Raw genomic sequence first — 25,407 nt, 5'->3', positions numbered from 1 at the left:
TGCGTCAATTGGTCTGGTTTTCCTGGGTGTTCCTGTGATCGTTCTGTTTCGTTGCGTGGGGTTGGGCGGTGGGCGTGACGTTGTCCGGATGGCGTCGTTGGGTATGTCAGTCCGATTGTCGGACGGTTGGTCGTGGGTCTGAGGCACGGGAGTGGGGGTGGGTGCGGGGTGCGGCGGAAGGTCGCGGTGGGGGACGGGGAGACGGTACGGGTGGCGTGCGCTTCCGCCTTCGCGTTCCGTGGCCTGGACACCGCCAGTGGTGAAGTCCTGGGCGCCGGGGAGCTGGCCGAGCGGGTGAGCTGGCTGACCTCCCTGGTCGAGGGCATGGCGGCCTCGGTGATCGCCGAGCACTGGAACCGGTCCGATCTGGACCTGCTGGCCTCGCGCAGGGCACTGTCGGGGGAGAAGCTGCCCTCGAACGCGTGGATGGCGTTGCGTACCCTGTGCTGGGCCGCCACGCCTCCTGAGGGCGTGTACGTATCGGACCGGGTGCGCAGGATCGCCGAGGAGCAGGCCGGACGGGTGCTGCGCGCGGCGCACTGGCGCGCCGAGGTGGTCCAGGGGGTCCTCACCTCCTGGCCGGCGGCGAGTCCGGACCCGATGCGCCGCACCCCCGAGCAGTGGGATGCGCTGCGCGCGGCGTGCCCGGACGGGGCGGGCATCGCCTCCTCGGTCCTGCGCGCCCGCACCCGCCAGGTCATGGACTTCGCGGCCGCCCACCGGCGGATGCCGGCCGATGTGTGTGAGCTGGAAGCACCTCCGGGTGCGGGCCGTCAGATGGTCTTGGCCGCCGCCGACAAGCAGCTGTGCACTCTTCAGCGCTGCGGGGAGGATCCGGCGCACTTCGCGGTGCTCACGGTGCGCCTGCCGGTGCGTCCCGACCCGCGCTCGCGGGCGGACTGGCATGAGGTGGTGATGCGTTTCCGGCTGCCGCCGACCATCGCCGCCACCGCGGCCCTGCACGCCCCGACCCTGCGCGTCCGGAACGGCCGGGTGCGGCTGGATGTCGCCCACAGCACGGCGGTAGTCAAGACCCGGCGGGCGGGCCATACCCGGGCCGTCGCCTTCGACTACGGGCTGAACACCCTGCTCACCGGCGGCACCCTCACCCTTGGCGACGGTGAGCAGCCCGGCGTGATCACCGATGCCCGTCCGGTCTTCCTGCGCATCGACGGGATCCTGGCCAAGGCCGACCGACTGCGCGTCCAGGCCGAACAGCTGTGGACCAAGGCCGCCCACCTCGAGCGCCTGCTCCAGGGGAGTTTGGCCCGTGGAGTGCACCCCGACCCGCTGATGGTGGCCAAGCTGACGGTGTTGCGCGAGGAGCACCGGCGCGTCAGCCGGCGCCGCGAGCGCCTGAACGGGGCCATCGCCAAAGCGGCGGCCCGGTTCATGGTCGAGCACGCCCGCGCCGCCGAGGCCACGGTGATCTACCTGGAAGACCTCCGCGACATGGAGGCCCGTGGCAAGGGGCGCACCCTCAACACCCGCCTGTCCAGCAGCGTGCGCGGGCAGATCGTGGCCGATACCGTCCACCATGCGGCCCGTTACGGCATCGCGGTGGTCATCGTCCCGGCACGGGGGACCTCGAAGTACTGCCCGCGCTGCCTGACCCCGTTGCGCCACCACGCCGCCCCGGACAACCCGGCGCCGGGCTGGAAATGGGCCACCTGCCCGAACACGTCCTGCGCCTACAGCGCGGACCGCGACGTGGCCGCCTGGCAACGCATCGGCGCCCGAGGCCTGCAACACCAACACCTCACTGTCCTCAACCGGGACGACGGCAGCTACCGGCTACGGCGCACGGTTGCGGAGCTGGACCAACCGGTCCGGCATCACCCCCACCCGGCCCCCACTCCGCCCGGTCCGCGGCCCAGCGCTGCGGACCGCACGAAGAGCGGGCCCACGACAAGACGCCCCGCGCCCAACAGGCGACGCGGGGCCCCCGCCCCACCCACACCCCCGCCTGCCGTGTCTGCGGCGGGCGGGCCGGGTGGAAAGCGTCCGGCGGGGCGACTGCCCTCGTCACCCCCGCGCCGCAGCCGGCGGCGTCCAGGGCGGCAGGCACCGCACACGATGAGCCCACCCCGCGGGCCGCGCCGGCCACGCGGGGCCCACCTCGGCGCAGGCTTCCACCTGCACGCCCATGCCACCCCCACCACCCGACCACGGGCGGCAGGGTCACGGCACGGGCCACCGAGAGCATTTTCCAACAGGGCCGAAAACCCAGCCCCACCCAGGAAAACCTAGGCTCATTAGAGACGCTACGATCAGCCCCCGCCGGCCCGCACCCGAAACTCCTGCGGGCTGACCCCGTATCCCCTCTTGAACGCACTGGACAGCGCGAAGGCACTTCCGTACCCCACCTGTCGGGCGATCGCCTCGAGCGTCGAAGGGCTCCCCCGCAGCAGATCCGCCGCCAACGCCAGCCGCCATCCGGTCAGATACGTCATCACCGGCTCCCCCACCAGCTCACTGAACCGCCGGGCGAGCGCGGCACGCGAGACGCCGGCCTTGGCCGCCAGGGACGCCACCGTCCAAGGATGCGCGGGGTCGTCCTGCACCAGCCGCAGCACCCGCCCCACGACGGGATCAGCCAGCGCCGCGTACCAGGCGGGCGCCTCCGCCTCGGGCCGGGAGAACCAGGCCCGGAGCGCCGCGATGACCAGCAGGTCCAGCATCCGGTCCAGGACGACCTCCTGCCCCGGCCCGCCGCGCACGATCTCCTCCATGAGGAGCGGGGTCAGCGGGCACTCCCACACGTCGGTGGTGAGCGACAGCAGCGGCGGCAGTGCGTCCAGGAGCCGGTTGCTGATCTCGCCCTCCATCAGATACGTCCCGATGAGGATCACCGTCTCGCCGTCGAGCCGGTCGCCCCAGGTGCGCACCCCGAGGTCCATGGAGCCGTTCAGGGCCCGTCCGTCGGGGTAGCGGCACTCCGCGCCGGGCAGGATCAGTGCCTGCGGGGCCGTATCGGGGTCGTCGGCGCAGGTGTAGGGGTCGGGGCCGCGGGCGATGGCGAGGTCGCCGGGGCGCAGCCGGATCCGCTCGCCCGAGTCGGGCACGATCCAGGCGTCGCCACGGACCATCAGCATGACCGTCAGCGGCGCCCGGTCCTCCACCCGCACCGCCCACGGCGGGTCGAAACACGCACGGATCATGAAGGCGCCACGCGCCCGCGGTCCTTCCAGCAGGCCTGCCAGAGCGTCCATACGGCCAGCGTAGACGCGTGCGCATGGGAATGAGCCGTTCAGCGATGGTGCCTTGCGGCGGGCGGCAGTTGACTCGACGGCATGACACGGAACTCGCGGAACATGACGGTGGTGGTGACCGGTGCCTCGGGTCGTACGGGCAGCCGGGTGGCGCAGTCCGCGGAGGCGGCGGGGCTGACGGTCCGGGCGGCCTCGCGGGCGCAGGGGTTCGACTGGCAGGACCGGTCGACGTGGGCGCGGGTGTTGCGGGGCGCGGACGCGGCGTACCTGGTGTACCCCTCGGACATCGGCGCTCCGGGGGCCGCCGAGGCGATCGGGGCGGTCGCGCGGGAGGCGGTGGGGACCGGCGTACGGCGGCTGGTGCTGCTGTCGTCGCGGGGGCAGGACCGGGCGCGGGACGCGGAGGAGGCGCTGCATGCGTCGGGGGCCGACTGGACGGTCGTACGGGCCGCGTGGTTCGCGCAGAACTTCAGCGAGGGGCCGTTGGTGGAAGGGCTCCGGCTGAGCGGGGAGTTGGTGTTTCCGGCGGGTGAGGTGCGGGAGCCGTTCGTGGATGTGCGGGACATCGGGGACGTGGTGGCGGCCGTGCTGGTGTCGCCGGTCCGATATGCCGGAGAGACGGTCACGGTCTCGGGACCTCGGCTGCTGACCTTCGGCGAGGCGGTCGCGGAGATCGCGAAGGCGACGGGGCGGGAACTGACGTACCGGGCGGTGTCGCCTCAGCAGTACGGGGAGAACCTGGTCGGGTTCGGGGTGCCGCCGCAGGAGGCGGAGGCGCTGGTGGAGGCCTTCGCGCAGCTGCTTGACGGGCGCAACGCCTATCTGTCGGACGGGGTGCGGCAGATTCTCGGCCGTGAGCCGCGGGACTTCGCCGACTTCGCGAGGGAGGCGGCGGCTGCGGGGACCTGGAAGGTCTGAACCCCGTCAGTGGACGCGCCCAGGGGCGCGGGGCCGTATCGACGACGCTCTCCCTCAGGAGTCCTCCGGCTTCTGCGGGGGGTGCGTCGTCTTCGCGTGCGTCCGCAGCCGCGAGGTCACGTCCTCCGGCGGCAGGAAGCGCGACCACCTCTCCGGGAACTCCGAGGGCATGTCGGGGTCCTCGGGGTCGGTGTCGGTGTCGTGGAGTGCGGCCGCCCGGGCGACGTACTCCGCGACCTGCGCCTCCCGCACCCGCTCGTTCGCCGCGCGCGCGGCTGCCGTGGCCGCCGCGGGCCACACGCGGTCGATCGCGGCGTTCATGGCGGCGCCCACCAGGACGGCGAAGGCCGAGACGCCGATCCACAGCAGCACCGCCACCGCCGCGGCCAGCGAGCCGTAGATCGTCGCGCCCTCGATCGTGCTCTGGAGGTAGATGCGGAGCAGGAAGCTCCCCAGCACCCACATGGCGAGCGCCACCAGCGCGCCGGGGACGTCCTCGATCCACGGTGAGCGCACCGGTACCGACAGGTGGTACAGCGTGGTCAGGAAGGCGATGGACAGGATGATGACCACGGGCCAGTACAGGACCTGCACCACCGTCGCCGACCAGGGCACGATCCGTACCACCGCGTCCGGCCCCGCCACCATCAGCGGCAGTGCCACCGAGCCGATCAGCAGGGCCGCGATGAACAGCGCGAACGCCACGAGCCGGGTCTTGACGATGCCGCGGACGCCGTCGAGGCCGTACATGACGGTGATGGTGTCGATGAAGACGTTCACCGCGCGGGACCCGGACCACAGGGCGAACAGGAAGCCGACGGAGATGACGTCGGGCCTGCCGCCCTTCATCACGTCGTCGAGGATCGGCTGCGCGATCTGCCGTACGCCCTTGTCGGACAGGACCGTGCGCGCGGCGTCCAGGATGTTGGACTCCAGGCTGCTGATGCTGTCGGTGCCGGTCCAGTCGTCGACGTAGCCGAGCAGTCCGATGAGGCTGAGCAGCAGCGGCGGCACGGACAGCAGCGAGAAGAACGCGGCCTCGGCGGCGAGCCCCAGGATGCGGTACTCGACGCACGAGTTGAAGGTGTCCTTGAGCAGCAGCCAGGCGGTCCTGCGCTTCGAGACGTTCCGGTAGAGGGCACGGGCCCGGTGGAGCCGGCCGGAGGGCCGCTGAGGGGATTCGCTTGCTGCCTGCACGACCTAAAGGTATCCGCCACGGCAGCGTGCACTCATCCCCCGGTCCGGGTCCGGGGCACGCCCGTGCGGGGAACGCCCGCTCGTGTTCGGTTCCGTCATGTCGCGGAAAACGCCGGGAAAACCCGAGGAAACCGTCAAGGAAATCGAACTCCTTTTCTGCCATGAACTCGGTGGCCGGATTTCCAGGCCGGGAAAAGCGGAATTCCGGACGGCATATGCACCGCCCATCGGGTGAGTTCACCGATGGCGCCACCGAACGGCATGACTAGGCCATTTCCGCCGACGAACGACCAACCGGCAAGCAACAATTCGGATTGCCTTCCCAGGGCCCTGACGAAGGCTCGAGCGGGCCACCCCATCCCCGCCCTGTGGTCACTTCAGGCACATACCGAACCACTCCTTCCCTTGATTCGTTCCGCACCTCAGGCACTTCTCTTCCTTCCGGCACACCGGAATCACGGGGTCCTTCTTCATGATTTTCCGCTGCGCGCCGAACAGCGGGCGCTATTCCGCCCGTATCCCTCTCTGGAGAATTTCCATGCCCCGCCCTGCTCGGCATGCTCCCCGTTCAGGTGTTCGGCGCGTTCGACGCGGCCGGCTCGGTCACAACCGCCTGGATGTTGGCGGGCGGCCGTTCCTCGGCGACGTTCGCCGTGACGGCCGGGATCGGCGTGGCCTTCACGACCGGCGGGCGACGGCCGGCGACCGGGGGGCCGCCGCCGTGAGGTGAGCCGTGCGGTACCCCGGGGTACGTTCGCACCATGGCAGGCAGTACGCACACCGTGACAAACCAGCCCCCACCGCTGATCGGCTACGACGTCTACAGCGCCGACCTCGCCCTGCGAGCGGCCGTGGAACGGCATGTCGACCCGGCCCTGCTCGACGAGGTCCACGGTGAGCTGGCGGCGCTCGGCCGGGCCTGCGGCTCGGCGCAGGTGCAGGAGTGGGGCCTGCAGGCCAACGAGAACCCGCCCCGGCTGCGCACGCACGACCGTCACGGCCACCGCATCGACGAAGTGGAGTTCCATCCGGCCTGGCACCGCGTGCTCGGCAAGGGTGTCTCGGCGGGTCTGACGGCCGCCTGGGTCCGCCCTGGAGGCCATGTACGGCGGGCAGCGGCCTTCCTCCTGTGGACGCAGGTCGACGCGGGCAACTGCTGTCCGCTGTCGATGACCCACGCGGCGGTCCCCGCCCTGCGCACGGACCCGGACCTGGCCGCCGAGTGGGAGCCCCGTCTCACGTCCATCGTCTACGACCGCGAGCTGCGGCCCGCCCACCTCAAGGCGGGGGCGCTGTTCGGGATGGGCATGACGGAGAAGCAGGGCGGCAGCGACGTCCGGGCGAACACCACGTCCGCACGGCCCCTGCCCGACGGCGAGACCTACGAGCTCACCGGCCACAAGTGGTTCTGCTCCGCGCCCATGTCGGACGGCTTCCTGGTCCTCGCCCAGGCCCCGGGCGGGCTCACCTGCTTCCTCGTCCCGCGCGTCCTGGAGGACGGCACCCGCAACACGTTTCTCCTCCAGCGCCTCAAGGACAAGCTCGGCAACCGTTCCAACGCCTCCGGCGAGGTCGAGTTCGACCGGACCTGGGCCCGCCGGGTGGGCGACGAGGGACGCGGGATCCGCACCATCATCGAGATGGTCGCGGCGACCCGCCTCGACTGCGTGCTGGGGTCGGCGGGCCTGATGCGCCAGGCCGTCGCCCAGGCGATCCACCACTGCACGCACCGCGAGGCCTTCGGCGGCAAGCTCGTCGACAAGCCGCTGATGCGCAACGTCCTGGCCGACCTGGCCCTGGAGTCCGAGGCGGCGACCACCCTCGCCCTGCGTCTGGCGGCCGCCTACGACAAGGGCGACGAGCAGGAACGGGCCTTCCTCAGGATCGCCGTACCGGCGGCCAAGTACTGGATCACCAAGCGCTGCACCCCGCTGACGGTGGAGGCGGCCGAATGCCTGGGCGGCAACGGCTACGTGGAGGAGTCGGGCCTGCCCCGCCTGGTCCGCGAATCACCGCTGAACTCCATCTGGGAGGGTGCGGGCAACGTCCAGGCCCTGGACGTCCTGAGGGTCCTGCGGCGAGAACCCCAGGCCCTGAACGCCTACCTCCTGGAGATCGGCGAGACCCGGGGCGCCGACCACCGCCTGGACGCGGCGACAAAGAGCCTCTTCACCGAACTGGCCGATCTGGAGGGCATCGAGGGCCGGGCCCGCCACCTGACGGAACGACTCGCGCTCGTCCTGCAGGGCTCCCTGCTCGTCCGCCACGCCCCCGCGGAGGTGGCCGACGCGTTCTGCGCGTCCCGCCTGGGCGGTGACGCGGGATCGGCCTTCGGCACGTTGCCCTCGACCCTGGACCTGGCGTCGGTGGTGGATCGCGCCCGTCCGGTGCACTGACCGTTCACCGGTTGAACGGGGGTGGTGCTGCGCCGACACGGCACCACCCCCGTTGCGGCCCTCGGAGGCCGGAGACGCCGCTGCGAGACGGCGTTCGCCCAAGTTTCAAACAAGCCGGAGCCCACCACCAGGGTTGCAGGGGGTTGCAACTTCCTGGCGTCTGTGGGCGGACTGTGTGCCTGCCCGAGACACGACCGGCACTATGAGACGGACAGTCAATGGACCCGGGACCGGGAGGACCAGTGCCGCTCTCGCCGACGCATGTGACCCACCTAGCCACCCTGGACACGGCACGTGCGGCCCGGGTACTGAACGACATCCGATCGGCCACCCTGTCCGGGCGGCCGGCGCCCGTCGCTCCGCGACCCGTGATCGAGGAGTCCTGGACCCGTATGCTGCGCGGCGGCGTCGACCCGGACCACGACTTCCGGTCGGGGCTGCTGGCGCCCGAGGAGGTGCAGCGGCGCCGGGAGAACACCCCGCTCCGGCACGTCCTGCCGGTCCTGCGGGAGGGGCTGCTGTCGGTCGCGGACGTCGCCCACCACATCATGGTGGTGGCCGACGAGGACGGCCGGGTGCTGTGGCGGGAGGGCAGCTCCCCCGTGCTGCGCAAGGCGGACGGCACCGGCTTCGAACTCGGCGCGGACTGGCGGGAGGACGTCGTCGGCACGAACGGCATCGGCACCCCGGTGGTGGTCCGCCGCCCCGTCCAGGTCTTCGCCTCCGAGCACTTCGTCCGCTCCCAGACCTCCTGGACCTGCACCGGCGCCCCGATCAAGGACCCGCGGGACGGCCGGCTGATCGGCGTGGTCGACGTGAGCGGGCCGCTGGACACCATGCATCCGGCGACGCTCGCCTGGGTCGACTCGGTGGCCAAGCTCGCCGAGTCACGGCTGCGCGAGCTGCATCTGAGCACTCTGGAGCAACTGCGGGCCGTGGCGGCGCCGGTGCTCGCCCGGCTCAGCGGCCGGGCCCTGGTGGTGGACCGGGACGGCTGGACGGCGGCCGTGACCGGAATGCCGTATCCGAACCGGATAGCGCTGCCCAAGTCCCTCTCACCGGGCCGAAGGTGGCTGCCGGCGCTCGGTCTGTGCGCGCTGGAGCCGCTGGCGGGCGGCTGGTTGATCCGCGCCGCCGACGAACCGGAGCCGCAGGGCGTCACCCGGATCGTGCTGGACCTCGCGCAGCCGCGCCGCTGGACGGTGACGGTGTCGGGCGGCGCGGGCACCTGGAGCCACGAACTGAGCCCCCGGCACGCCGAGTTGCTCTACCTGCTGGCGCTGCACCGCTCGGGCCGCAGTGCGGCGGGCCTGGCCGAGGACATGTTCGGCGATCCGGGCCGTACGGTGACCGTGCGCGCGGAGATGTCCCGGGTACGGCGCTATCTCGGGGCGTTTCTGGAACACCGGCCGTATCGTTTCTCCGAGGACGCCGAGGTCGAGGTGCTGCTGCCGGGCCGTCCGGGCGATCTGCTGCCGCACTCGACCGCCCCCGCCGTGCAAGGGGCACGTGCCTCCCGGGCGGCCGAATGAGTGTCCCCAGGGGATGAACCGCGCATCCCTAGTGTGCGTCTTCCGCATAATTGCAGGGTCTTCGTCCCCAGCGGCGCTTTACTGCCGTAGCATCCCCTACGGGCCACCCCACCTGCTCCTCGGTCAACGTACGGATCATCAGGCGCAGTTGGCCCGCCTCGGGAGGACGGTATGAAGCAACGTGGCAGACACCGCAGGCGCAAGCGCGGCCAAGCGCTGCGCGCCTTCCTGGCCGGGACCGCCCTCGCACTGACCGCCGCCGCCACCATGATCAGTGCCTCCCAGGCCACGGTCGCCGCCAATCCCGGCCCACTGAAGCCGCTCACCTCGGCCGCCGAGACCGACCCGCTGCGCCTGAAGGAATCCCGGATACCGCAGAGCGACCTCGACCGGCTCTCTTCCGCGATGGGGCGTCCGGCCGGCGTCTCCGCCGTCCTCGACTCCGCCGACCGGAGCCTGCGCGACGCGATCGACTGCACAGCCGGCGAGCGCAGGGCGCTGCCCGTGGCCCCGGAGGCCACCGCCGCGTACTGCTGGGACACCGCCGACACCCGCTCCTGGCGGGCCGGGGCGGTCACCACCTCCGGAGACGCCGACGACGACGGCCTGTGGGGCGCCCACCGCGTGATCCTCTCCGCGTGGAACCGCACCGGTACCGCGGCGCACGACGGGGGCCTGGCCCGGGTCGCGTTCGTCGACGCGGACGACCTGAACCGACCCACCTACTCCTGGGTCCTCCTCGCCGTCCCGGTCGACGGCGGGCGCGACTACCGCGGCCTCGTCTCCCAGGTGTCCGGCATGGTCTGGTACCAGAACAAGCTGCTGGTCACCGCGAGCGGCGACGACGGCGACGCGCTGTACGTCTACGACATGAACCGCGTCCAGCGGGCCACCGTCGACAGCGACGCGGTCGGCAAGGTACGCGGCGGCTGGTCGGCGCACGGCGCCCAGTGGGTCCTGCCCGCGGTCGCCTCCTACCGCCTGGCCTCCGACACGGGCGCCGCCCGCCCCGACTACCTCTCCCTGGACCGCAGCACCGCCCCGGACAGCCTGGTCGCGAGCGAGTGGGTCTCCGGGGACGGCGACGCCGGGACCCGGGTGTGGCGCTACGACTTCAGCACCTCCCCCGCCCGCTCCGGCCTCCTGGCCACGGACTCCGGCGGCTACGCGCGCGTGGCCGAGGCGTACGTCACCAAGGCGTCCGGCTCCGGCCCCGTCCTGTCGCACGACTCCCAGTGGTACCTGGGCCGCGCGGCCCACACCGAGGGCGACCACGGCACCCTGTGGCGCCAGAACCCGAAGGACCCCGCGAAGGCCGCCCGCTGCGGCACGGACGAGACCCGCAACTGCTGGAGCGGAGAGTCGGAGTCCCTGTCGTACTGGGAACAGACGGGCGACGTGTGGTCCCAGTCGGGCCGGGTCCTGTTCGCACTGCCGCTGGCCTCGATCGACAGATCTCTGGGATAGATGATTCCCTGACCGGCATGCCGAACATCCCCGTGACCACGTGGTCCCTGGAACAGACCGCTCCGACCGATCTTCTCCCGGCCGAACCCCCGGAGGGCGACGTCCGGATCCGCCGCGCGGAAGTCCCCTCCCCCGAGTTCAGCCGCTACCTCTACGCCTCCGTGGGCGGCGACATCCGCTGGATCGACCGGCTCTCGTGGACGTACGCACAGTGGCAGGAGCACCTGGAGCGCCCCGGCGTGGAGACGTGGGTGGCCTACGACCGCGGCACCCCCGCCGGCTACGTCGAACTCGCCCCGCAGGACGACGGCGTCGTGGAGATCGAGTACTTCGGCCTGATCCCGGCGTTCCGCGGCAAGCGGATCGGCGGCCACCTCCTCTCCTACGGCGCCGCTCGCGCCTGGGACCTCGCGGACCGCTGGCCGGGGCTGACCGACACCAAGCGGGTCTGGCTGCACACCTGCTCCAAGGACGGCGAGCACGCGATGGCCAACTACCAGCGCCGTGGCTTCAAGCTCTTCGACACCCAGGTCGAGGAGGAGGCCGAGGCACCCGCGCCGGGCCCCTGGCCTGGGGCCTACCCGGCCTGACCTGCGGGAACAAGAGTCCTCGCGATCTTTGTGACCAACGACACCCGAGTCTCGCCTATCGAGACAAGGGTGTCCACATGGCGGATAAAGCTGGACTGTGTCCAGATCGCCGTGCCACGCTTCCGTCATGTCTGGAACTGGAATTGCCTTGGTGAGTCGGCGGCACGTCGACCTCGGCCGCATGTCCAGCGCCATCTGTCCGGTGCGCTGACGAGCCGCAGCGTCACCCGGCACATCCTCTCGTTCTCCTCCCCGCGCAATGACGCGCAGGTACACCCATGCGCCCGTACGCGCAGGTAAGAGCCGCTTTCCGCCTGTCCCGAAGGACGTAGAACACATGGCCGCCACCCCGCAGAACCCTGCCGCCGCAGCGCCCCGCCGCAAGGTGAGCCGTCACCGCGGTGAGGGTCAGTGGGCCGCGGGGCACCACACCCCGCTGAACGGCAACGAGCAGTTCAAGAAGGACGACGACGGTCTCAATGTGCGGACACGCATTGAGACGATCTACTCGAAGCGCGGCTTCGACTCGATCGACCCCAACGACCTGCGTGGCCGGATGCGCTGGTGGGGCCTGTACACCCAGCGCAAGCCCGGGATCGACGGCGGCAAGACCGCGATCCTGGAGCCGGAGGAGCTGGACGACAAGTACTTCATGCTGCGGGTGCGGATCGACGGCGGACGCCTCACCACCCAGCAACTGCGCGTGATCGGCGAGATCTCCGAGGAGTTCGCGCGCGGCAGCGCGGACGTCACCGACCGGCAGAACATCCAGCTCCACTGGATCCGCATCGAGGACGTCCCGGAGATCTGGAACCGCCTGGAGGCGGTCGGTCTTTCCACCACCGAGGCCTGCGGCGACTGCCCGCGTGTCGTCATCGGCTCGCCGGTCGCCGGCATCGCCGAGGACGAGATCATCGACGGCTCCTGGGCGATCGACGAGATCCACGAGCGGTACATCGGCAGCAAGGAGTTCTCCAACCTGCCCCGCAAGTTCAAGACGGCGATCTCCGGCTCCCCGCTCCTCGACGTGGTCCACGAGATCAACGACATCGCCTTCGTCGGCGTCGAGCACCCCGAGCACGGCCCCGGTTTCGACCTGTGGGTCGGTGGCGGTCTGTCCACCAACCCCAAGCTCGGCGTCCGGCTCGGCGCCTGGGTTCCGCTGGACGAGGTGCCCGAGGTGTGGGCCGGCGTGGTCGGCATCTTCCGCGACTGGGGCTACCGCCGCCTGCGCACCCGGGCCCGTCTGAAGTTCCTCGTCGCCGACTGGGGCCCGGAGAAGTTCCGCCAGGTCCTGGAGGACGACTACCTGAAGCGCAAGCTGGTCGACGGCCCCGCGCCCGCCGAGCCCTCGGGCCGCTGGCGCGACCACGTCGGCGTGCACCGCCAGAAGGACGGCCTGTTCTACGTCGGCTTCGCCCCGCGCGTCGGCCGCGTCGACGGCACCACGCTGACGAAGATCGCCGAGGTCGCGGAGGCGCACGGCTCGGGCCGGGTCCGGACCACCGTCGAGCAGAAGATGATCATCCTCGATGTCGAGGAGGCGCAGGTCCAGCCGCTCGTCGAGGCCCTGGAGGCACTCGACCTCACCGCCAAGCCCTCCCCGTTCCGACGCGGCACCATGGCCTGCACCGGCATCGAGTACTGCAAGCTCGCCATCGTCGAGACCAAGCAGCGCGGCTCCTCCCTGATCGACGAACTGGAGCGCCGGATCCCGGACTTCGACGAGCCGCTCACCATCAACCTCAACGGCTGCCCGAACGCCTGCGCCCGTATCCAGGTGGCGGACATCGGTCTCAAAGGCCAGCTGGTCCTCAACGACCGGGGCGAGCAGGTCGAGGGCTACCAGGTGCACCTGGGCGGCGCACTCGGCCTGGAGGCCGCGTTCGGCCGCAAGGTGCGTGGCCTGAAGGTCACCGCCGAGGAGCTGCCCGACTACGTCGAGCGCGTCCTGAAGCGGTTCCAGGCCGAGCGCGAGGAGGGCGAGCGCTTCGCCGCCTGGGCCTCGCGTGCCAGCGAGGAGGCACTGTCGTGAGCGTCAGCGAACGACAGCGAAAGGAGGGGCCATGAGCGAGCGGGCCGCCCCCTTCTACTGCCCCTACTGCGGCGACGAGGACCTCCGTCCGAGCGAGCAGTCTCACGGCGCGTGGGAATGCGCGGCGTGCAACCGCGCATTCCAGTTGAAGTTCCTCGGGCTGCTCGCCCGGGGCCTTCGGCAGACCGACGCAGGGGGAGATCAGATATGACGGCGATTCAGGAAGAGCGCGCGACCGAGGATCTCAAGGCGCTCGCCGAGCAGGCGGGCCGCGACCTGGAGGACGCCTCGGCACTGGAGATCCTCCAGTGGGCGGTCGACACCTTCGGCAAGCGCTTCTGCGTGACCTCCTCGATGGAGGACGCGGTGGTGGCACATCTGGCGTCCCGGGTCCTCAAGGGCGTCGACGTCGTCTTCCTCGACACCGGCTACCACTTCGAGGAGACCATCGGCACCCGGGACGCGGTCGAGGCCGTGATGGACGTGAACGTCATCACGCTGTCGCCGACGCGGACGGTCGCCGAGCAGGACGCGGAGTTCGGCCCGAAGCTGCACGACCGCGACCCCGACCTGTGCTGCAAGATGCGTAAGGTCGAGCCGCTGGAGCGGGGCCTGAAGGACTACCTGGCCTGGGCGACCGGTCTGCGCCGCGACGAGTCCCCGACCCGGGCCAACACCCCGGTGGTCGGCTGGGACGAGAAGCGGCAGAAGGTCAAGATCTCCCCGATCGCCCGCTGGACCCAGGACGACGTGGACGCGTATGTCGCGGAACACGGCGTCCTCACCAACCCGCTGCTCATGGACGGCTACGCCTCCGTCGGCTGCGCCCCCTGCACCCGCCGTGTCCTGGAGGGCGAGGACGCGCGCGCCGGCCGCTGGGCGGGCAGCGCCAAGACCGAGTGCGGGCTGCACGGATGACGACATCTACCAAGGAGTTGCACGTGACGACCGGAGCCACCGTCTGGCTCACGGGTCTGCCGAGTGCCGGCAAGACCACCATCGCGTACGAGCTGGCCGGCCGGCTGCGCGAGGAGGGCCACCTCGTCGAGGTGCTCGACGGCGACGAGATCCGCGAGTTCATCTCGGCGGGCCTCGGCTTCAGCCGCGAGGACCGGCACACCAACGTGCAGCGCATCGGCTTCCTCGCCGAACTGCTCGCCCGCAACGGCGTGAAGGCGCTGGTCCCGGTCATCGCGCCCTACGCCGACAGCCGTGACGCGGTGCGCAAGCGCCACCAGGAGAGCGGCGCGGCCTACCTCGAGATCCACGTGGCGACTCCGGTCGAGGTGTGCTCCGTGCGCGATGTGAAGGGCCTGTACGCCAAGCAGGCCGCGGGTGAACTGTCCGGGCTGACCGGGGTCGACGACCCCTACGAGGAGCCCGAGTCGCCCGATCTGCGGATCGAGTCGCAGAACCAGACCGTCCAGGAGTCCGCGGCGGCCGTCCACGCGCTGCTCACCGAGAGGGGACTGGCATGACGACGACCGTTGCCAAGATGGATGAGGGCACGGAGGCTCCGTACGCCCTGTCCCACCTGGACGCGCTGGAGTCCGAGGCGGTGCACATCTTCCGTGAGGTGGCGGGTGAGTTCGAGCGGCCGGTGGTTCTGTTCTCCGGCGGCAAGGACTCCATCGTCATGCTGCATCTGGCGCTGAAGGCGTTCGCCCCCGCGGCGGTCCCCTTCTCGCTGCTGCACGTGGACACCGGGCACAACTTCCCCGAGGTGCTGGAGTACCGGGACCGTACGGTCGCCCAGCACGGTCTGCGGCTGCATGTCGCCTCCGTGCAGGACTACATCGACCGGGGTGTCCTCAAGGAGCGTCCGGACGGCACGCGCAACCCGCTGCAGACGCTGCCGCTGACCGAGAAGATCCAGGCGGAGAAGTTCGACGCCGTCTTCGGCGGTGGGCGCAGGGACGAGGAGAAGGCCCGGGCCAAGGAGCGGGTGTTCTCGCTGCGGGACGAGTTCTCCCAGTGGGACCCGCGCCGCCAGCGCCCCGAACTGTGGAACCTGTACAACGGCCGCCACGCCCCCGGCGAACACGTCCGCGTCTTCCCGCTGTCCAACTGGACCGAGCTGGACGTGTGGCAGTACATCGCCCGCGAGGGCATCGAGCTCCCGGAGATCTACTTCGCCCACGAGCGTGAGGTGTTCTCGCGCGGCGGCATGTGGCTGACGGCGGGCGAGTGGGGCGGCCCCAAGGACGGCGAGACCGTCGAGAAGCGCCTCGTGCGCTACCGGACCGTCGGTGACATGTCCTGCACGGGTGCCGTGGACTCCGACGCCGTGACGCTGGAGCAGGTCATCACGGAGATCGCCGCCTCCCGGCTCACCGAGCGCGGCGCCACCCGCGCCGACGACAAGATGTCCGAGGCCGCGATGGAAGACCGTAAGCGCGAGGGGTACTTCTAAGCATGAGCACCACCACGGAACTCACCGAGACGACCCTTCTGCGGTTCGCGACCGCCGGTTCGGTCGACGACGGCAAGTCGACGCTCGTCGGCCGGCTGCTGCACGACTCCAAGTCGATCCTCACGGATCAGCTGGAGGCCGTGGAGCGCGCGTCGGCGAGCCGGGGCGCCGAGGGCCCGGACCTCGCGCTGCTGACGGACGGCCTGCGCGCCGAGCGCGAGCAGGGCATCACCATCGACGTCGCGTACCGCTACTTCGCGACGCCGAAGCGCCGGTTCATCCTCGCCGACACGCCCGGCCACGTGCAGTACACCCGCAACATGGTGACGGGTGCCTCCACCGCCGAGCTGACGGTGATCCTCATCGACGCCCGCAACGGCGTCGTCGAGCAGACCCGCCGGCACGCCGCCCTCGCGGCGCTGCTGCGGGTGCCGCATGTGGTGCTCGCCGTCAACAAGATGGACCTGGTCGACTACAAGGAGTCCGTCTTCGCGGCGATCGCCGAGGAGTTCACGGCGTACGCGCTCGAACTGGGCGTCCCGGAGGTCACCGCGATCCCGATCTCGGCGCTCGCCGGTGACAACGTGGTGGAGCCGTCCGCGAACATGGACTGGTACGGCGGCCCGACCGTCCTGGAGCACCTGGAGACGGTCCCGGTCACCCACGACCTGAGCCACTGCCACGCCCGCCTTCCCGTGCAGTACGTGATCCGGCCGCAGACCGCCGAGCACCCCGACTACCGGGGCTACGCCGGTCAGATCGCCGCCGGCTCCTTCCACGTCGGCGAGCAGATCACCGTGCTGCCGTCGGGCCGTTCCACGAAGATCGCCGGCATCGACCTGCTCGGTGAGCCGGTCGACGTCGCCTGGACGACCCAGTCGGTGACGATCCTCCTGGAGGACGACATCGACATCTCGCGCGGTGACCTGCTGGTGCCCAGCAAGGACGCCCCGCCGACCACCCAGGACATCGAGGCGACCGTGTGCCACGTCGCCGACGCCCCGCTGACCGTCGGCCACCGGGTACTGCTCAAGCACGGCACCCGCACGGTCAAGGCGATCGTCAAGGACATCCCGTCCCGCCTCACGCTCGACGACCTGTCCCTGCACCCGCACCCGGGACAGCTCGTCGCCAACGACATCGGCCGGGTGAAGATCCGTACCGCCGAGCCGTTGCCCGTCGACTCCTACTCCGACTCGCGGCGCACCGGGTCGTTCATCCTCATCGACCCGAACGACGGCACCACGCTCACCGCGGGCATGGTCGGCGAGTCGTTCGCGTCCCCGGAGCCCGTCAAGGTCGAGTCCGAGGACGACGGGTGGGACTTCTGACATGAACTCCACCGACTACTACTCCACGTTCGCGAAGGAGGGCGGCCGCGTAGGCAGCGGCGCGCTCGGCAGCGGGCAGGGCGGAGTGGCGCGATGTGTGCGCTGACGTACGCGCACCGCTTGCGCGCCCCGTCCCCCCACAGCCGTAGACGCAGACCTGCCGACCTCCCGGCCACGACCTGAAAGACCGTGACCGCCGGGCCTCCGAGAGGAACACCTCCCGTGCCTGCTACATCCGCTCTTCGCCGCACCTTCGCGGTCATGGCCGCACTGCCCCTTCTCACGCTCGCCGCCTGCGGTTACGGCTCCGAGGCGAAGGACGACGGCACCGCCAAGGTCGCCGCCGGGGCCAAGAAGATCGACGGGCTCGACTCCGTCAAGATCGGCTACTTCGGCAACCTGACCCATGGCACCGCGCTCGTCGGGGTGAACAAGGGCTTCTTCCAGAAGGAGCTCGGGGCCACCAAGGCCTCGTACGCGACCTTCAACGCCGGGCCGTCCGAGATCGAGGCGCTCAACTCCAAGTCGATCGACATCGGCTGGATCGGCCCCTCCCCGTCGATCAACGGCTACGTCAAGTCGGGCGGCAAGAGCCTGAAGATCATCGGTGGTTCGGCCTCCGGCGGTGTGAAGCTGGTCGTCAACCCGGACAAGATCAAGTCCCTCAAGGACGTCAAGGGCAAGAAGATCGCCACCCCGCAGCTCGGCAACACGCAGGACGTGGCGTTCCTCAACTGGATCGCCGACCAGGGCTGGAAGGTCGACGCGCAGAGCGGCAAGGGTGACGTCACCGTCGTCCGCACGGACAACAAGATCACGCCGGACGCCTACAAGGCCGGTTCCATCGACGGCGCCTGGGTGCCGGAGCCGACCGCGTCGAAGCTGGTCGCCGAGGGCGGCAAGGTGCTGCTCGACGAGGCGTCGCTGTGGCCGGACAAGAAGTTCGTGATCACGAACATCATCGTGCGGCAGGACTTCCTCAAGGAGCACCCGAAGGCGGTCGAGGCCGTCCTGAAGGCGTCGGTGGAAGCCAACAAGTGGATCAACGCCAATCCGGACGCGGCGAAGGCGGCGGCGAACAAGCAGCTGGAGGCGGACTCCGGCAAGGCGCTCAAGCCCGAGGTCCTGGACCCGGCCTGGAAGTCGATCCAGTTCACCAACGACCCGCTGGCCGCCACGCTCAACACTGAGGCCGAGCACGCGGTCACGGCCGGTCTGCTGAAGAAGCCCGACCTGAACGGGATCTACGACCTCACGATCCTCAACAAGGTCCTCAAGGCCGACGGCGAGTCCCCGGTCGACGCCGCCGGTCTCGGCACCAGCTGACCCGGTCCCCGAAGAGTTCCCAGGAGGTGACGACCATGGCCACGACCACGACGCTCGCCAAGGCCGACGAGTCCGTCGAGTACGCCGCACGCCTCGACCACGTCTCGAAGTCCTTCGCGGGACCGGGTGGACAGCAGCTCGTCCTGGACGACATCAGCATCGATGTCGCGCCGGGCGAGTTCGTCACCCTCCTGGGGGCCTCGGGCTGCGGTAAGTCCACGCTGCTGAACCTGGTGGCGGGGCTGGACCAGCCCAGCACGGGCGCCATCACGACCGACGGCCGCCCGGCCCTGATGTTCCAGGAGCACGCCCTCTTCCCGTGGCTGACCGCGGGCAAGAACATCGAACTCGCCCTGAAGCTCAGGGGAGTTCCCAAGCCCGAGCGGCGCGGCAAGGCCGAGGAGCTGCTCGAACTGGTCCGGTTGAAGGGCGCGTACGGCAAGCGCGTCCACGAGCTGTCGGGCGGTATGCGCCAGCGTGTGGCACTGGCCCGCGCGCTGGGGCAGGAGAGCAACCTACTGCTGATGGACGAGCCGTTCGCGGCCCTCGACGCCATCACGCGGGATGTGCTGCACGACGAGATCACCCGGATCTGGACGGAGACCGGGATCTCCGTCCTGTTCGTCACGCACAACGTGCGCGAGGCGGTACGGCTCGCGCAGCGCGTGATCCTGCTGTCCTCCCGTCCCGGCCGGATCGCGCGCGAGTGGACGGTCGACATCCCGCAGCCGCGTCGCATCGAGGACGCGCCCGTGGCCGAACTGGCCCGTGAGATCACCGAAGAACTGCGTGGGGAGATCCGCCGTCATGGCCAGCACTGACACGACACCGGCCCAGGACGCCGGGAGCGTAGAGGCGGGCCTCGACGCGCTGGAGACCCAGGCCACCGGCCGCCCGACCCTCCGGCAGACCCTCGTCAACAAGATCCTTCCGCCGGTCATCGCGCTCGCGGTGGTCCTCGCGGTCTGGGCGCTCCTCTACCCGATCGTCGACAACCCGTCCAAGCTGCCGTCGCCGGCGGCTGTGGGATCCACGTTCAAGGAGGCCTGGCTCCAGGGCGATCTGCTCGGCTACATCTGGACCAGTGTCTCGCGCGGTCTGCTGGGCTTCTTCTTCGCGCTGCTCATCGGCACCCCGCTGGGCCTGATCGTGGCCCGGGTGAGGTTCATCCGCGCGGCCATCGGCCCGATCCTGTCCGGCCTCCAGTCGCTGCCGTCGGTGGCATGGGTGCCGCCGGCCGTGATCTGGCTGGGCCTGAACAACTCCATGATGTACGCCGTGATCCTGCTCGGCGCGGTCCCCTCCATCGCCAACGGCCTGGTGTCCGGCGTCGATCAGGTGCCGCCGCTGTTCCTGCGGGCCGGCCGCACGATGGGTGCGACGGGCATCAAGGGCATCTGGCACATCACGCTGCCTGCCGCGCTGCCCGGCTATGTGGCGGGCCTCAAGCAGGGCTGGGCGTTCTCCTGGCGCTCGCTGATGGCCGCGGAGATCATCGCCCAGTTCCCCGACCTGGGCGTGGGCCTGGGCCAGCTGCTGGAGAACGGCCGCACCAACAGCGACATGGCCATGGTGTTCGAGGCGATCCTGCTCATCCTGTTCGTCGGCATCGCGATCGACCTGCTGATCTTCAGCCCGCTGGAGCGGTGGGTGCTGCGCAGCCGCGGTCTGCTGGTGAAGAGCTGAGTCCCATGAAGCCCGTACTCCTGGTCATCGCCCACGGCAGCCGCGACCCGCGGCATGCCGCGACGGTGCACGCTCTCGTACGCCAGGTGCGCTCGCTGCGCCCGGACGTACGGGTGGAGACGGGCTTCCTGGACTTCAACATCCCCTCCGTGCAGGGGGTGTTGGAGTCCCTGGCGGCACAGGGCGTCCGTGACGTCGTGGCGCTGCCACTGCTGTTGACGCGAGCGTTCCATGCGAAGGCGGACATCCCCGCGGTGCTGCGGGACGCGCCGCCGCAGCTGCGGATCCGGCAGGCGGAGGTGCTCGGCCCGTCGCCGCTGCTGCTGTCGGCGCTCGAACGGCGGCTGTACCAGGCGGGGTTGACGCCCGCCGACAAGTCCTCGACCGGGGTCGTGCTGGCCTCGGCGGGGTCCACCGACCCGGAGGCGATCGCAGTGATCGCTGACATCGCGCGGGAGTGGCGGCACACCGGTTGGTGCGCCGTGCGGCCTGCGTTCGCCTCCGCGGCCCTGCCCTGCACCGAGGACGCGGTGCGGGAGCTGCGGGCTCTCGGCTGCGCGAAGGTGGCCGTAGCGCCGTACGTGCTCGCCCCGGGGTTCCTGCCCGACCGCATCGCGCGGGGCGCGGCCGAGGCGGACGTCCTGGCCGAGGTGCTGGGTCCCGCGCCGGAGGTGGCGCGGGTGCTGCTGCGGCGGTACGACACCGCGTCGGCGCGGGTACTGCTGCCGGTGAGTGCGTGAGGCGGCGCTACTTTCCGGAGCGCTGATTTCCCGAGCGCTGCTTTTCTACGGCTGCAACCGCCTCGTCGGCCAGCCGTACCAGCTCTCCCACCGGCATTGACCCGGCCTCCCTGCGTTCGCGGGCGTAGGTGTTGGCGAGCCGCTGGAGGAGGTCGTTCAGCGGGGTCGGGACACCGTGCAGGCGGCCGAGGAGGGCGATCTCGCCGTTGAGGTAGTCGGCCTCGATGGTGCCGGTGCCACGGGTGAGGGACTGCCAGGAGGAGCCGCCGCCGCGCGGGGCGTCGTCGAGGGGCAGCAGGGTGATCTTGTCGCCCCGGACCTCTCGCTGTTCCTCGGGACTCGTGTACGCGATTCCGGCGGCCTCCAGCACGGCCACGCCCTCGGCCTGTACCCGCTCGACGAGCGCCACGGCCTGTCCGTCCTCGAGGGGTCCGGCGACCGCCTCGACGGCGTTGGCGAGGTTGGACAGCAGCTTGGCGTACTGCCAGCGGGCGAGGTCCGGCACGACCGGTGCCTCGAACCTCGACTTCTCCAGGTCGGCGGCGATCCGCCGGGCGGTCTCGTCCGTGCCGTGCGGGTACACGCCCAGGTGCAGGATGCCGGTGAGCGGGCTGCCCGCGGCGGAGACGAACCCGGGTTCCACGAAGGTCGCCGGCAGCCAGACGCAGACGCCGTACACCTGCCGGAATCGCCGCAGGGCCACGCGCTGCCCCTCCACGCCGTTCTGCGCGCACAGCAGCGGCAGCCGCTCGGCCGCAGTGCCGCCGCCCTCGACCGGGGCCGGGCCCCACGCGTCCAGGGCGCCTTCCGTGTCCTGGGTCTTCACGGCGAGGACGAGCACGTCGTCGGCGCGCAGTACGCCGAGTCCGGCCGGCCCCTCCACGACCGGGAGCCGGTGGGTGAACTCGCCCTCCGGCACTCTCAGCCGCAGCCCGCCGTCCCTGAGCGCCGCGTACTGCGCGCCCCGCGCGACCAGAACGACCTCGTGCCCGGCCCCCGCGAGCCGCCCACCGACGGCCCCGCCGACCGCCCCTGCCCCGATGATGATGTAGCGCATGGGAGGAGCCTGGCACAGCGGTGTCGACCGCTGTGCGTCCGGTGGGTCATCCTGCGAACGGCGTCGCCTGGTGAAAGTACAGCAGCCACCCGCTCGGGGTGCGCCGCCACAGTGAACTGCGGTGTGCCCGGCCGCCGTTGTGCTCCGTGTCGAAGGTGAGATGAACGACGTCCGGCGCGAGTCGAACCCCCTTCATCCCGGACGCGGCGATCGGCTCGGCCTCCTGGTCCGAGGCCCCGGCGAGGGCGGCGATGATCGACGCGCGGTTCCAGTGCCGCCCGGACGCGCCGAATTCGTGGAACTCGGGGTGCAGCAGCGCGCCCACCAGCTCGGGCGAGGCGCGTACCTCGGGGTCCAGGAGCCGCAACTCGCCCTGAACGGCGGCCTCCACGGCGGGATCGCGGTCAGGCACCCGTCATCTCCACCATCTTGACGACGGTGTTCCAGTTGCGGCTGGTGGCGATCACGCCCTTGTTCAGCCTCGGTTTGGACAGATGCTCGGCGAGCTTGGAGCGGCCGAGGCCGTTCGGGGCGTACAGGTACAGGGCGCGGTCGCCGAGGCGGAACTCCTCCGGGAGGTAGGCGGCCTGGTCGATCTCCGCGAAGCGGTCCGCGTCGACGGGCGCGGAGAAGTAGGTGACGTGGAGCTGTTTGGCCTCCAGCTCGGCGGCCGGGAAGGGACAGGCCTCGGCGACGGCCTTCAGGTAGGCGTGGTCGCGGACGATCACGTCGACCGCGAAGCCGAACCGCTTCTCGATCGCGCCCGCGAGCTCGGCGGTCAGGGTCTCCTCGTCGCCGTGGTCTGCGGTGAACACGGCCTGCCCGCTCTGGAGGTAGCTGCGTACACCACCGTGTCCGAGGTCTTCCATCAGGGTGCGCAGGTCGGCCATGGGGACCTTCCTGCTGCCGCCGACATTGATTCCGCGCAGCAGCGCCGCATACGTGGTAGTCATGCGCACACCCTAGGACGGCCTGCGCGTGGACCCCGATCATCGCCCCGCACAAGGGCCGTTAGATGTAAGGGTCACGGTCCTCCCCAGTACGGAGGGCGCGCGGTCCCTTGGGAGGAGCTGGTGCCCGGCGCACCTCACCGGACAGCACGACGAGATGGCCTTATCCGGCCCATACCTTCGAAACGAAAGGTGGCGGCAGGGGGCTGCCACCGCTCACAAGGGGGCAAGCCCGTCATGGGGAACGGAGACACAAGGGTGCGGGGCCTGGCCGCCCGGGCCGGCGGCTGGAGCGCACGGCACCGATGGGCTGCCGTAGGTGTCTGGGTGCTGTTCGTCGTTCTGGCGATGGGGCTCGGCTCGGCGGCGGGCCGGGTCGACGTCAAGGACAGCGACCAGCTGAAGGGAGAGACCCACACCGCCGCGAAGATCATCGATGACGCCGGGATCGACGAGCCGGCCAGTGAGACGGTGCTGATCCAGTCCAGGGACGCCGGCGTCAAGGCGACCGACGCCGACTTCAGGGCCGCCGTCGCCGCGGTCGTGAAGGCGGTCGAGGGCACCGGTAAGGCCACGGACGTGACGTCGCCGTACGACACGAACACGATCTCCAAGGACGGTCGCAGCGCACTCGTGCAGTTCGACATGCGCGGCGAGGCGGACTCCGCCGGTGACCGGGTCGAGCCGGTGCTGAAGGCCGTCGAGGGGGTGCAGAAGGAGCACGCGTCGCTGCGGATCGAGGAGATCGGCGGTGCCAGCATGATGAAGACGTTCTCCGACGCGTTCGGCGACGACTTCGAGAAGGCCGAGCTCTCCGCGGTACCGGTGGCCCTCGGCATCCTGCTCATCGCGTTCGGGGCCCTGGTCGCGGCCTTGCTGCCGGTGCTTCTGGCCGTCAGCGCCATCATGGCGACCATGGGTCTGATGGGCGTCGTCAGCCATGTGATGCCGATGAGCGACACCGCCAACTCCGTGATGCTGCTGGTCGGTCTGGCCGTGGGCGTCGACTACTGCCTGTTCTACCTGCGCCGTGAGCGCGAGGAGCGGCAGGCCGGACGGGACCCGCAGACCGCTCTGCGGATCGCCGCCGCCACCAGCGGCCGCGCGATCATCGTCTCGGGTGTCACGGTGTGCGTGGCGATGGCGGGCATGCTGTTCACCGGGCTCGCCGAGTTCGAGGCGATGGGCCTGGCCTCGCTGATGGTCGTGGCGGTCGCCATGGTCGGTTCCGTGACCGTGCTGCCCGCCCTGCTCTCGCTGCTGGGCGAGCGGGTCGAGAAGGGCAAGATCCCCTTCCTGCACCCGGAGAGCCGGCTGCGCCGCAAGCGGAGCGGCAACCGGGAGAGCCGGTTCTGGACGGCCGTGCTGAAGGGTGTCCTCGCCAAGCCCGTCGTCTCGGTCGTGGTCGCGGCCGGCGCCCTGCTCGCCATCGCGGCACCCGCGCTCGGCATGAAGACCCAGAACCTCACCCTGGACCAGGAGTTCGGCGACTCGCTGCCGATCGTGCAGACGTACAACCGGGTCAACGACGCCTTCCCCGGCGGTTCCGACCCGGCCGAGGTGGTCGTCAAGGCGGCCGACATCAACGCACCCGAAGTCACCGGCGCGCTGGCCGAGTTCAAGGAGCGGGCGATCTCCTCGGGTGCCTCGCGGGGCCCGGTCGAGATCAAGCTGCACGACGCGCAGAACCTCGCCTTCGTGTACGTCCCGCTGGTGGGCGGATCCGACTTCGACAAGGCCGGTCGGAGCCTGGACACGCTGCGCGACGAGGTACGTCCGGCCACGCTCGGCAAGGTCGACGGTGTCGAGGCGCCGATCACCGGACAGGTGGCGGGTTCCGAGGACTTCAACGACCAGCTGACCGGAGCGGTCGTCCCGGTCTTCGCGTTCGTGGTGGTCTTCGCCTTCGTCCTGATGCTGCTGTCGTTCCGCTCGCTGACGGTCGCGATCACCTCGATCGTGCTCAACCTGCTGTCGGTGGGCGCCGCTTACGGCATCCTCGTCGCCGTCTTCCAGCACGGCTGGGGTGCCTCGCTGGTGGGCGCGGAGGGCGTCGGCGCCATCATCACCTGGTTGCCGCTGTTCCTCTTCGTGATCCTGTTCGGCCTGTCGATGGACTACCACGTGTTCGTGGTCTCCCGGATCCGCGAGGCACGCCTGCGGGGCCGTACGACGAAGGACGCGATCCAGCACGGCGTGGTCACCACGGCCGGTGTCGTCACCAGCGCCGCCGTCATCATGGTCGCCGTCTTCGCGATCTTCGGGACGCTGTCCATGCAGTCCATGAAGCAGATGGGCGTGGGCCTCGCGGCCGCGGTGCTCATCGACGCGACGATCATCCGGGGCGTGCTGCTCCCGGCGGTGATGGCGCTGCTCGGTGAGCGCAACTGGTATCTGCCCAAGTGGCTGAACCGGCTGCCCGACCTCACCCACGACGAGGCCGCGGACGCCGTGGCGGCGCCCGCGGCGCGGGACGACGAGGGTGAGCCCCTGAGGGTCTGAGCCTTCCTCGGCGAAGGCTGAACCCCCTTGTACTGAGGGCCCGTTGGTCACCGGG

The 25,407-nt window shown here is 70.6% G+C and carries 24 protein-coding genes; 18 read left to right on the top strand and 6 right to left on the bottom strand.

The features are described 5' to 3' along the window. The first annotated feature begins 168 nt into the window (after nt 1–168). On the top strand, nt 169–2,250 hold the full coding sequence (locus QF027_RS36960; RefSeq protein WP_307079527.1) for a zinc ribbon domain-containing protein: 2,082 nt from the start codon (nt 169–171) through the stop codon (nt 2,248–2,250). A 20-nt stretch (nt 2,251–2,270) separates the two neighbouring features. Here the strand turns inward: QF027_RS36960 and QF027_RS36955 are convergent, their stop codons facing one another. Beyond that, a complete protein-coding gene (locus tag QF027_RS36955) occupies nt 2,271–3,212 on the bottom strand; it encodes an AraC family transcriptional regulator (RefSeq protein ID WP_307079525.1) in 942 nt (313 codons plus the stop codon). An 81-nt stretch (nt 3,213–3,293) separates the two neighbouring features. Between QF027_RS36955 and QF027_RS36950 the strand changes: the two genes are divergently transcribed. Then, on the top strand, nt 3,294–4,130 hold the full coding sequence (locus tag QF027_RS36950) for an NmrA family NAD(P)-binding protein (RefSeq protein WP_307079523.1): 837 nt from the start codon (nt 3,294–3,296) through the stop codon (nt 4,128–4,130). Between the two features lie 54 nt (nt 4,131–4,184). Here QF027_RS36950 and QF027_RS36945 read toward each other — a convergent pair whose 3' ends face one another. Both QF027_RS36945 and QF027_RS36940 read right to left on the bottom strand, forming a co-directional pair. Next, on the bottom strand, nt 4,185–5,327 hold the full coding sequence (locus QF027_RS36945; RefSeq protein WP_307079522.1) for a YihY/virulence factor BrkB family protein: 1,143 nt from the start codon (nt 5,325–5,327) through the stop codon (nt 4,185–4,187). A 568-nt stretch (nt 5,328–5,895) separates the two neighbouring features. Continuing rightward, nucleotides 5,896–6,090, bottom strand: coding sequence for a hypothetical protein (locus QF027_RS36940; protein ID WP_307079520.1), 195 nt, complete (start codon nt 6,088–6,090; stop codon nt 5,896–5,898). Here QF027_RS36940 and QF027_RS36935 point away from each other — a divergent pair. From QF027_RS36935 to QF027_RS36870, 15 genes are all read left to right on the top strand, one after another. Next, nucleotides 6,089–7,723 carry an acyl-CoA dehydrogenase family protein gene (locus QF027_RS36935; RefSeq protein WP_307079518.1) on the top strand — a complete coding sequence of 545 codons (1,635 nt, stop codon included), beginning with the start codon at nt 6,089–6,091 and terminating at the stop codon, nt 7,721–7,723. The two genes, QF027_RS36940 and QF027_RS36935, sit on opposite strands and share 2 nt — an antisense overlap. Before the next feature lie 242 nt (nt 7,724–7,965). Beyond that, nucleotides 7,966–9,255: a GAF domain-containing protein gene (locus tag QF027_RS36930; protein WP_307079516.1), complete on the top strand. Its 1,290-nt coding sequence runs from the start codon at nt 7,966–7,968 to the stop codon at nt 9,253–9,255. A gap of 171 nt (nt 9,256–9,426) precedes the next feature. Further along, a complete protein-coding gene (locus tag QF027_RS36925) occupies nt 9,427–10,722 on the top strand; it encodes a hypothetical protein (protein WP_306974876.1) in 1,296 nt (431 codons plus the stop codon). 17 nt (nt 10,723–10,739) lie between these two features. Beyond that, nucleotides 10,740–11,312 carry a GNAT family N-acetyltransferase gene (locus tag QF027_RS36920; protein WP_307079514.1) on the top strand — a complete coding sequence of 191 codons (573 nt, stop codon included), beginning with the start codon at nt 10,740–10,742 and terminating at the stop codon, nt 11,310–11,312. A 127-nt stretch (nt 11,313–11,439) separates the two neighbouring features. After that, nucleotides 11,440–11,523 (top strand): putative leader peptide, encoded by an 84-nt coding sequence (locus tag QF027_RS49755; protein WP_349817346.1) that lies wholly within the window; start codon nt 11,440–11,442, stop codon nt 11,521–11,523. A 126-nt stretch (nt 11,524–11,649) separates the two neighbouring features. Then, on the top strand, nt 11,650–13,347 hold the full coding sequence (locus QF027_RS36915; RefSeq protein ID WP_307079511.1) for a nitrite/sulfite reductase: 1,698 nt from the start codon (nt 11,650–11,652) through the stop codon (nt 13,345–13,347). A gap of 31 nt (nt 13,348–13,378) precedes the next feature. Then, on the top strand, nt 13,379–13,558 hold the full coding sequence (locus QF027_RS36910) for a hypothetical protein (RefSeq protein ID WP_306974882.1): 180 nt from the start codon (nt 13,379–13,381) through the stop codon (nt 13,556–13,558). Further along, the gene (locus QF027_RS36905; protein WP_059207011.1) at nt 13,555–14,265 is read left to right on the top strand and encodes a phosphoadenylyl-sulfate reductase; all 711 of its coding nucleotides are present in this window, start codon (nt 13,555–13,557) and stop codon (nt 14,263–14,265) included. The genes QF027_RS36910 and QF027_RS36905 overlap by 4 nt, the downstream gene beginning before the upstream one ends. Next, nucleotides 14,262–14,825, top strand: coding sequence for an adenylyl-sulfate kinase (gene cysC, locus QF027_RS36900; protein ID WP_007385534.1), 564 nt, complete (start codon nt 14,262–14,264; stop codon nt 14,823–14,825). Before QF027_RS36905 ends, cysC begins: the two co-directional genes overlap by 4 nt. After that, entirely contained in the window at nt 14,822–15,760 is a 939-nt protein-coding gene (gene cysD / locus QF027_RS36895; RefSeq protein ID WP_306974888.1) for a sulfate adenylyltransferase subunit CysD, read from the top strand. The genes cysC and cysD overlap by 4 nt, the downstream gene beginning before the upstream one ends. Nucleotides 15,761–15,762: 2 nt before the next feature. Beyond that, nucleotides 15,763–17,091 carry a sulfate adenylyltransferase subunit 1 gene (locus QF027_RS36890; protein WP_306974889.1) on the top strand — a complete coding sequence of 443 codons (1,329 nt, stop codon included), beginning with the start codon at nt 15,763–15,765 and terminating at the stop codon, nt 17,089–17,091. A 222-nt stretch (nt 17,092–17,313) separates the two neighbouring features. Beyond that, nucleotides 17,314–18,417, top strand: a complete 1,104-nt coding sequence (locus tag QF027_RS36885) for an aliphatic sulfonate ABC transporter substrate-binding protein (RefSeq protein WP_307079509.1) — start codon at nt 17,314–17,316, stop codon at nt 18,415–18,417. A 35-nt stretch (nt 18,418–18,452) separates the two neighbouring features. Beyond that, complete coding sequence (locus QF027_RS36880; protein WP_307079507.1) at nt 18,453–19,238, top strand: ABC transporter ATP-binding protein; 786 nt, start codon at nt 18,453–18,455, stop codon at nt 19,236–19,238. Next, on the top strand, nt 19,225–20,103 hold the full coding sequence (locus QF027_RS36875; protein WP_306974893.1) for an ABC transporter permease: 879 nt from the start codon (nt 19,225–19,227) through the stop codon (nt 20,101–20,103). The genes QF027_RS36880 and QF027_RS36875 overlap by 14 nt, the downstream gene beginning before the upstream one ends. Nucleotides 20,104–20,108: 5 nt before the next feature. Beyond that, nucleotides 20,109–20,843, top strand: coding sequence for a sirohydrochlorin chelatase (locus QF027_RS36870; protein ID WP_307079505.1), 735 nt, complete (start codon nt 20,109–20,111; stop codon nt 20,841–20,843). A 7-nt stretch (nt 20,844–20,850) separates the two neighbouring features. On the opposite strand, the gene QF027_RS36865 is transcribed toward QF027_RS36870, so the two are convergent. Genes QF027_RS36865 through QF027_RS36855 form a run of 3 tightly spaced genes read right to left on the bottom strand, consistent with a single transcriptional unit; the run spans nt 20,851 to nt 22,853 of the window. After that, the gene (locus tag QF027_RS36865; protein ID WP_307079504.1) at nt 20,851–21,900 is read right to left on the bottom strand and encodes a ketopantoate reductase family protein; all 1,050 of its coding nucleotides are present in this window, start codon (nt 21,898–21,900) and stop codon (nt 20,851–20,853) included. Between the two features lie 46 nt (nt 21,901–21,946). After that, nucleotides 21,947–22,312 carry a nuclear transport factor 2 family protein gene (locus QF027_RS36860; protein ID WP_307079502.1) on the bottom strand — a complete coding sequence of 122 codons (366 nt, stop codon included), beginning with the start codon at nt 22,310–22,312 and terminating at the stop codon, nt 21,947–21,949. After that, on the bottom strand, nt 22,305–22,853 hold the full coding sequence (locus QF027_RS36855; RefSeq protein ID WP_307079500.1) for a DUF1697 domain-containing protein: 549 nt from the start codon (nt 22,851–22,853) through the stop codon (nt 22,305–22,307). Before QF027_RS36855 ends, QF027_RS36860 begins: the two co-directional genes overlap by 8 nt. A 234-nt stretch (nt 22,854–23,087) precedes the next feature. On the opposite strand from QF027_RS36855, the gene QF027_RS36850 reads away from it, so the two are divergent. Further along, nucleotides 23,088–25,352 (top strand): MMPL family transporter, encoded by a 2,265-nt coding sequence (locus QF027_RS36850; protein WP_307079498.1) that lies wholly within the window; start codon nt 23,088–23,090, stop codon nt 25,350–25,352. Nucleotides 25,353–25,407: the final 55 nt, after the last annotated feature.

It is taken from the genome of Streptomyces canus, from assembly GCF_030816965.1.
In the GTDB taxonomy this organism is placed as follows: Bacteria; Actinomycetota; Actinomycetes; order Streptomycetales; family Streptomycetaceae; genus Streptomyces; species Streptomyces canus_E.
This window is presented reverse-complemented; position numbering and strand designations above follow the sequence as displayed.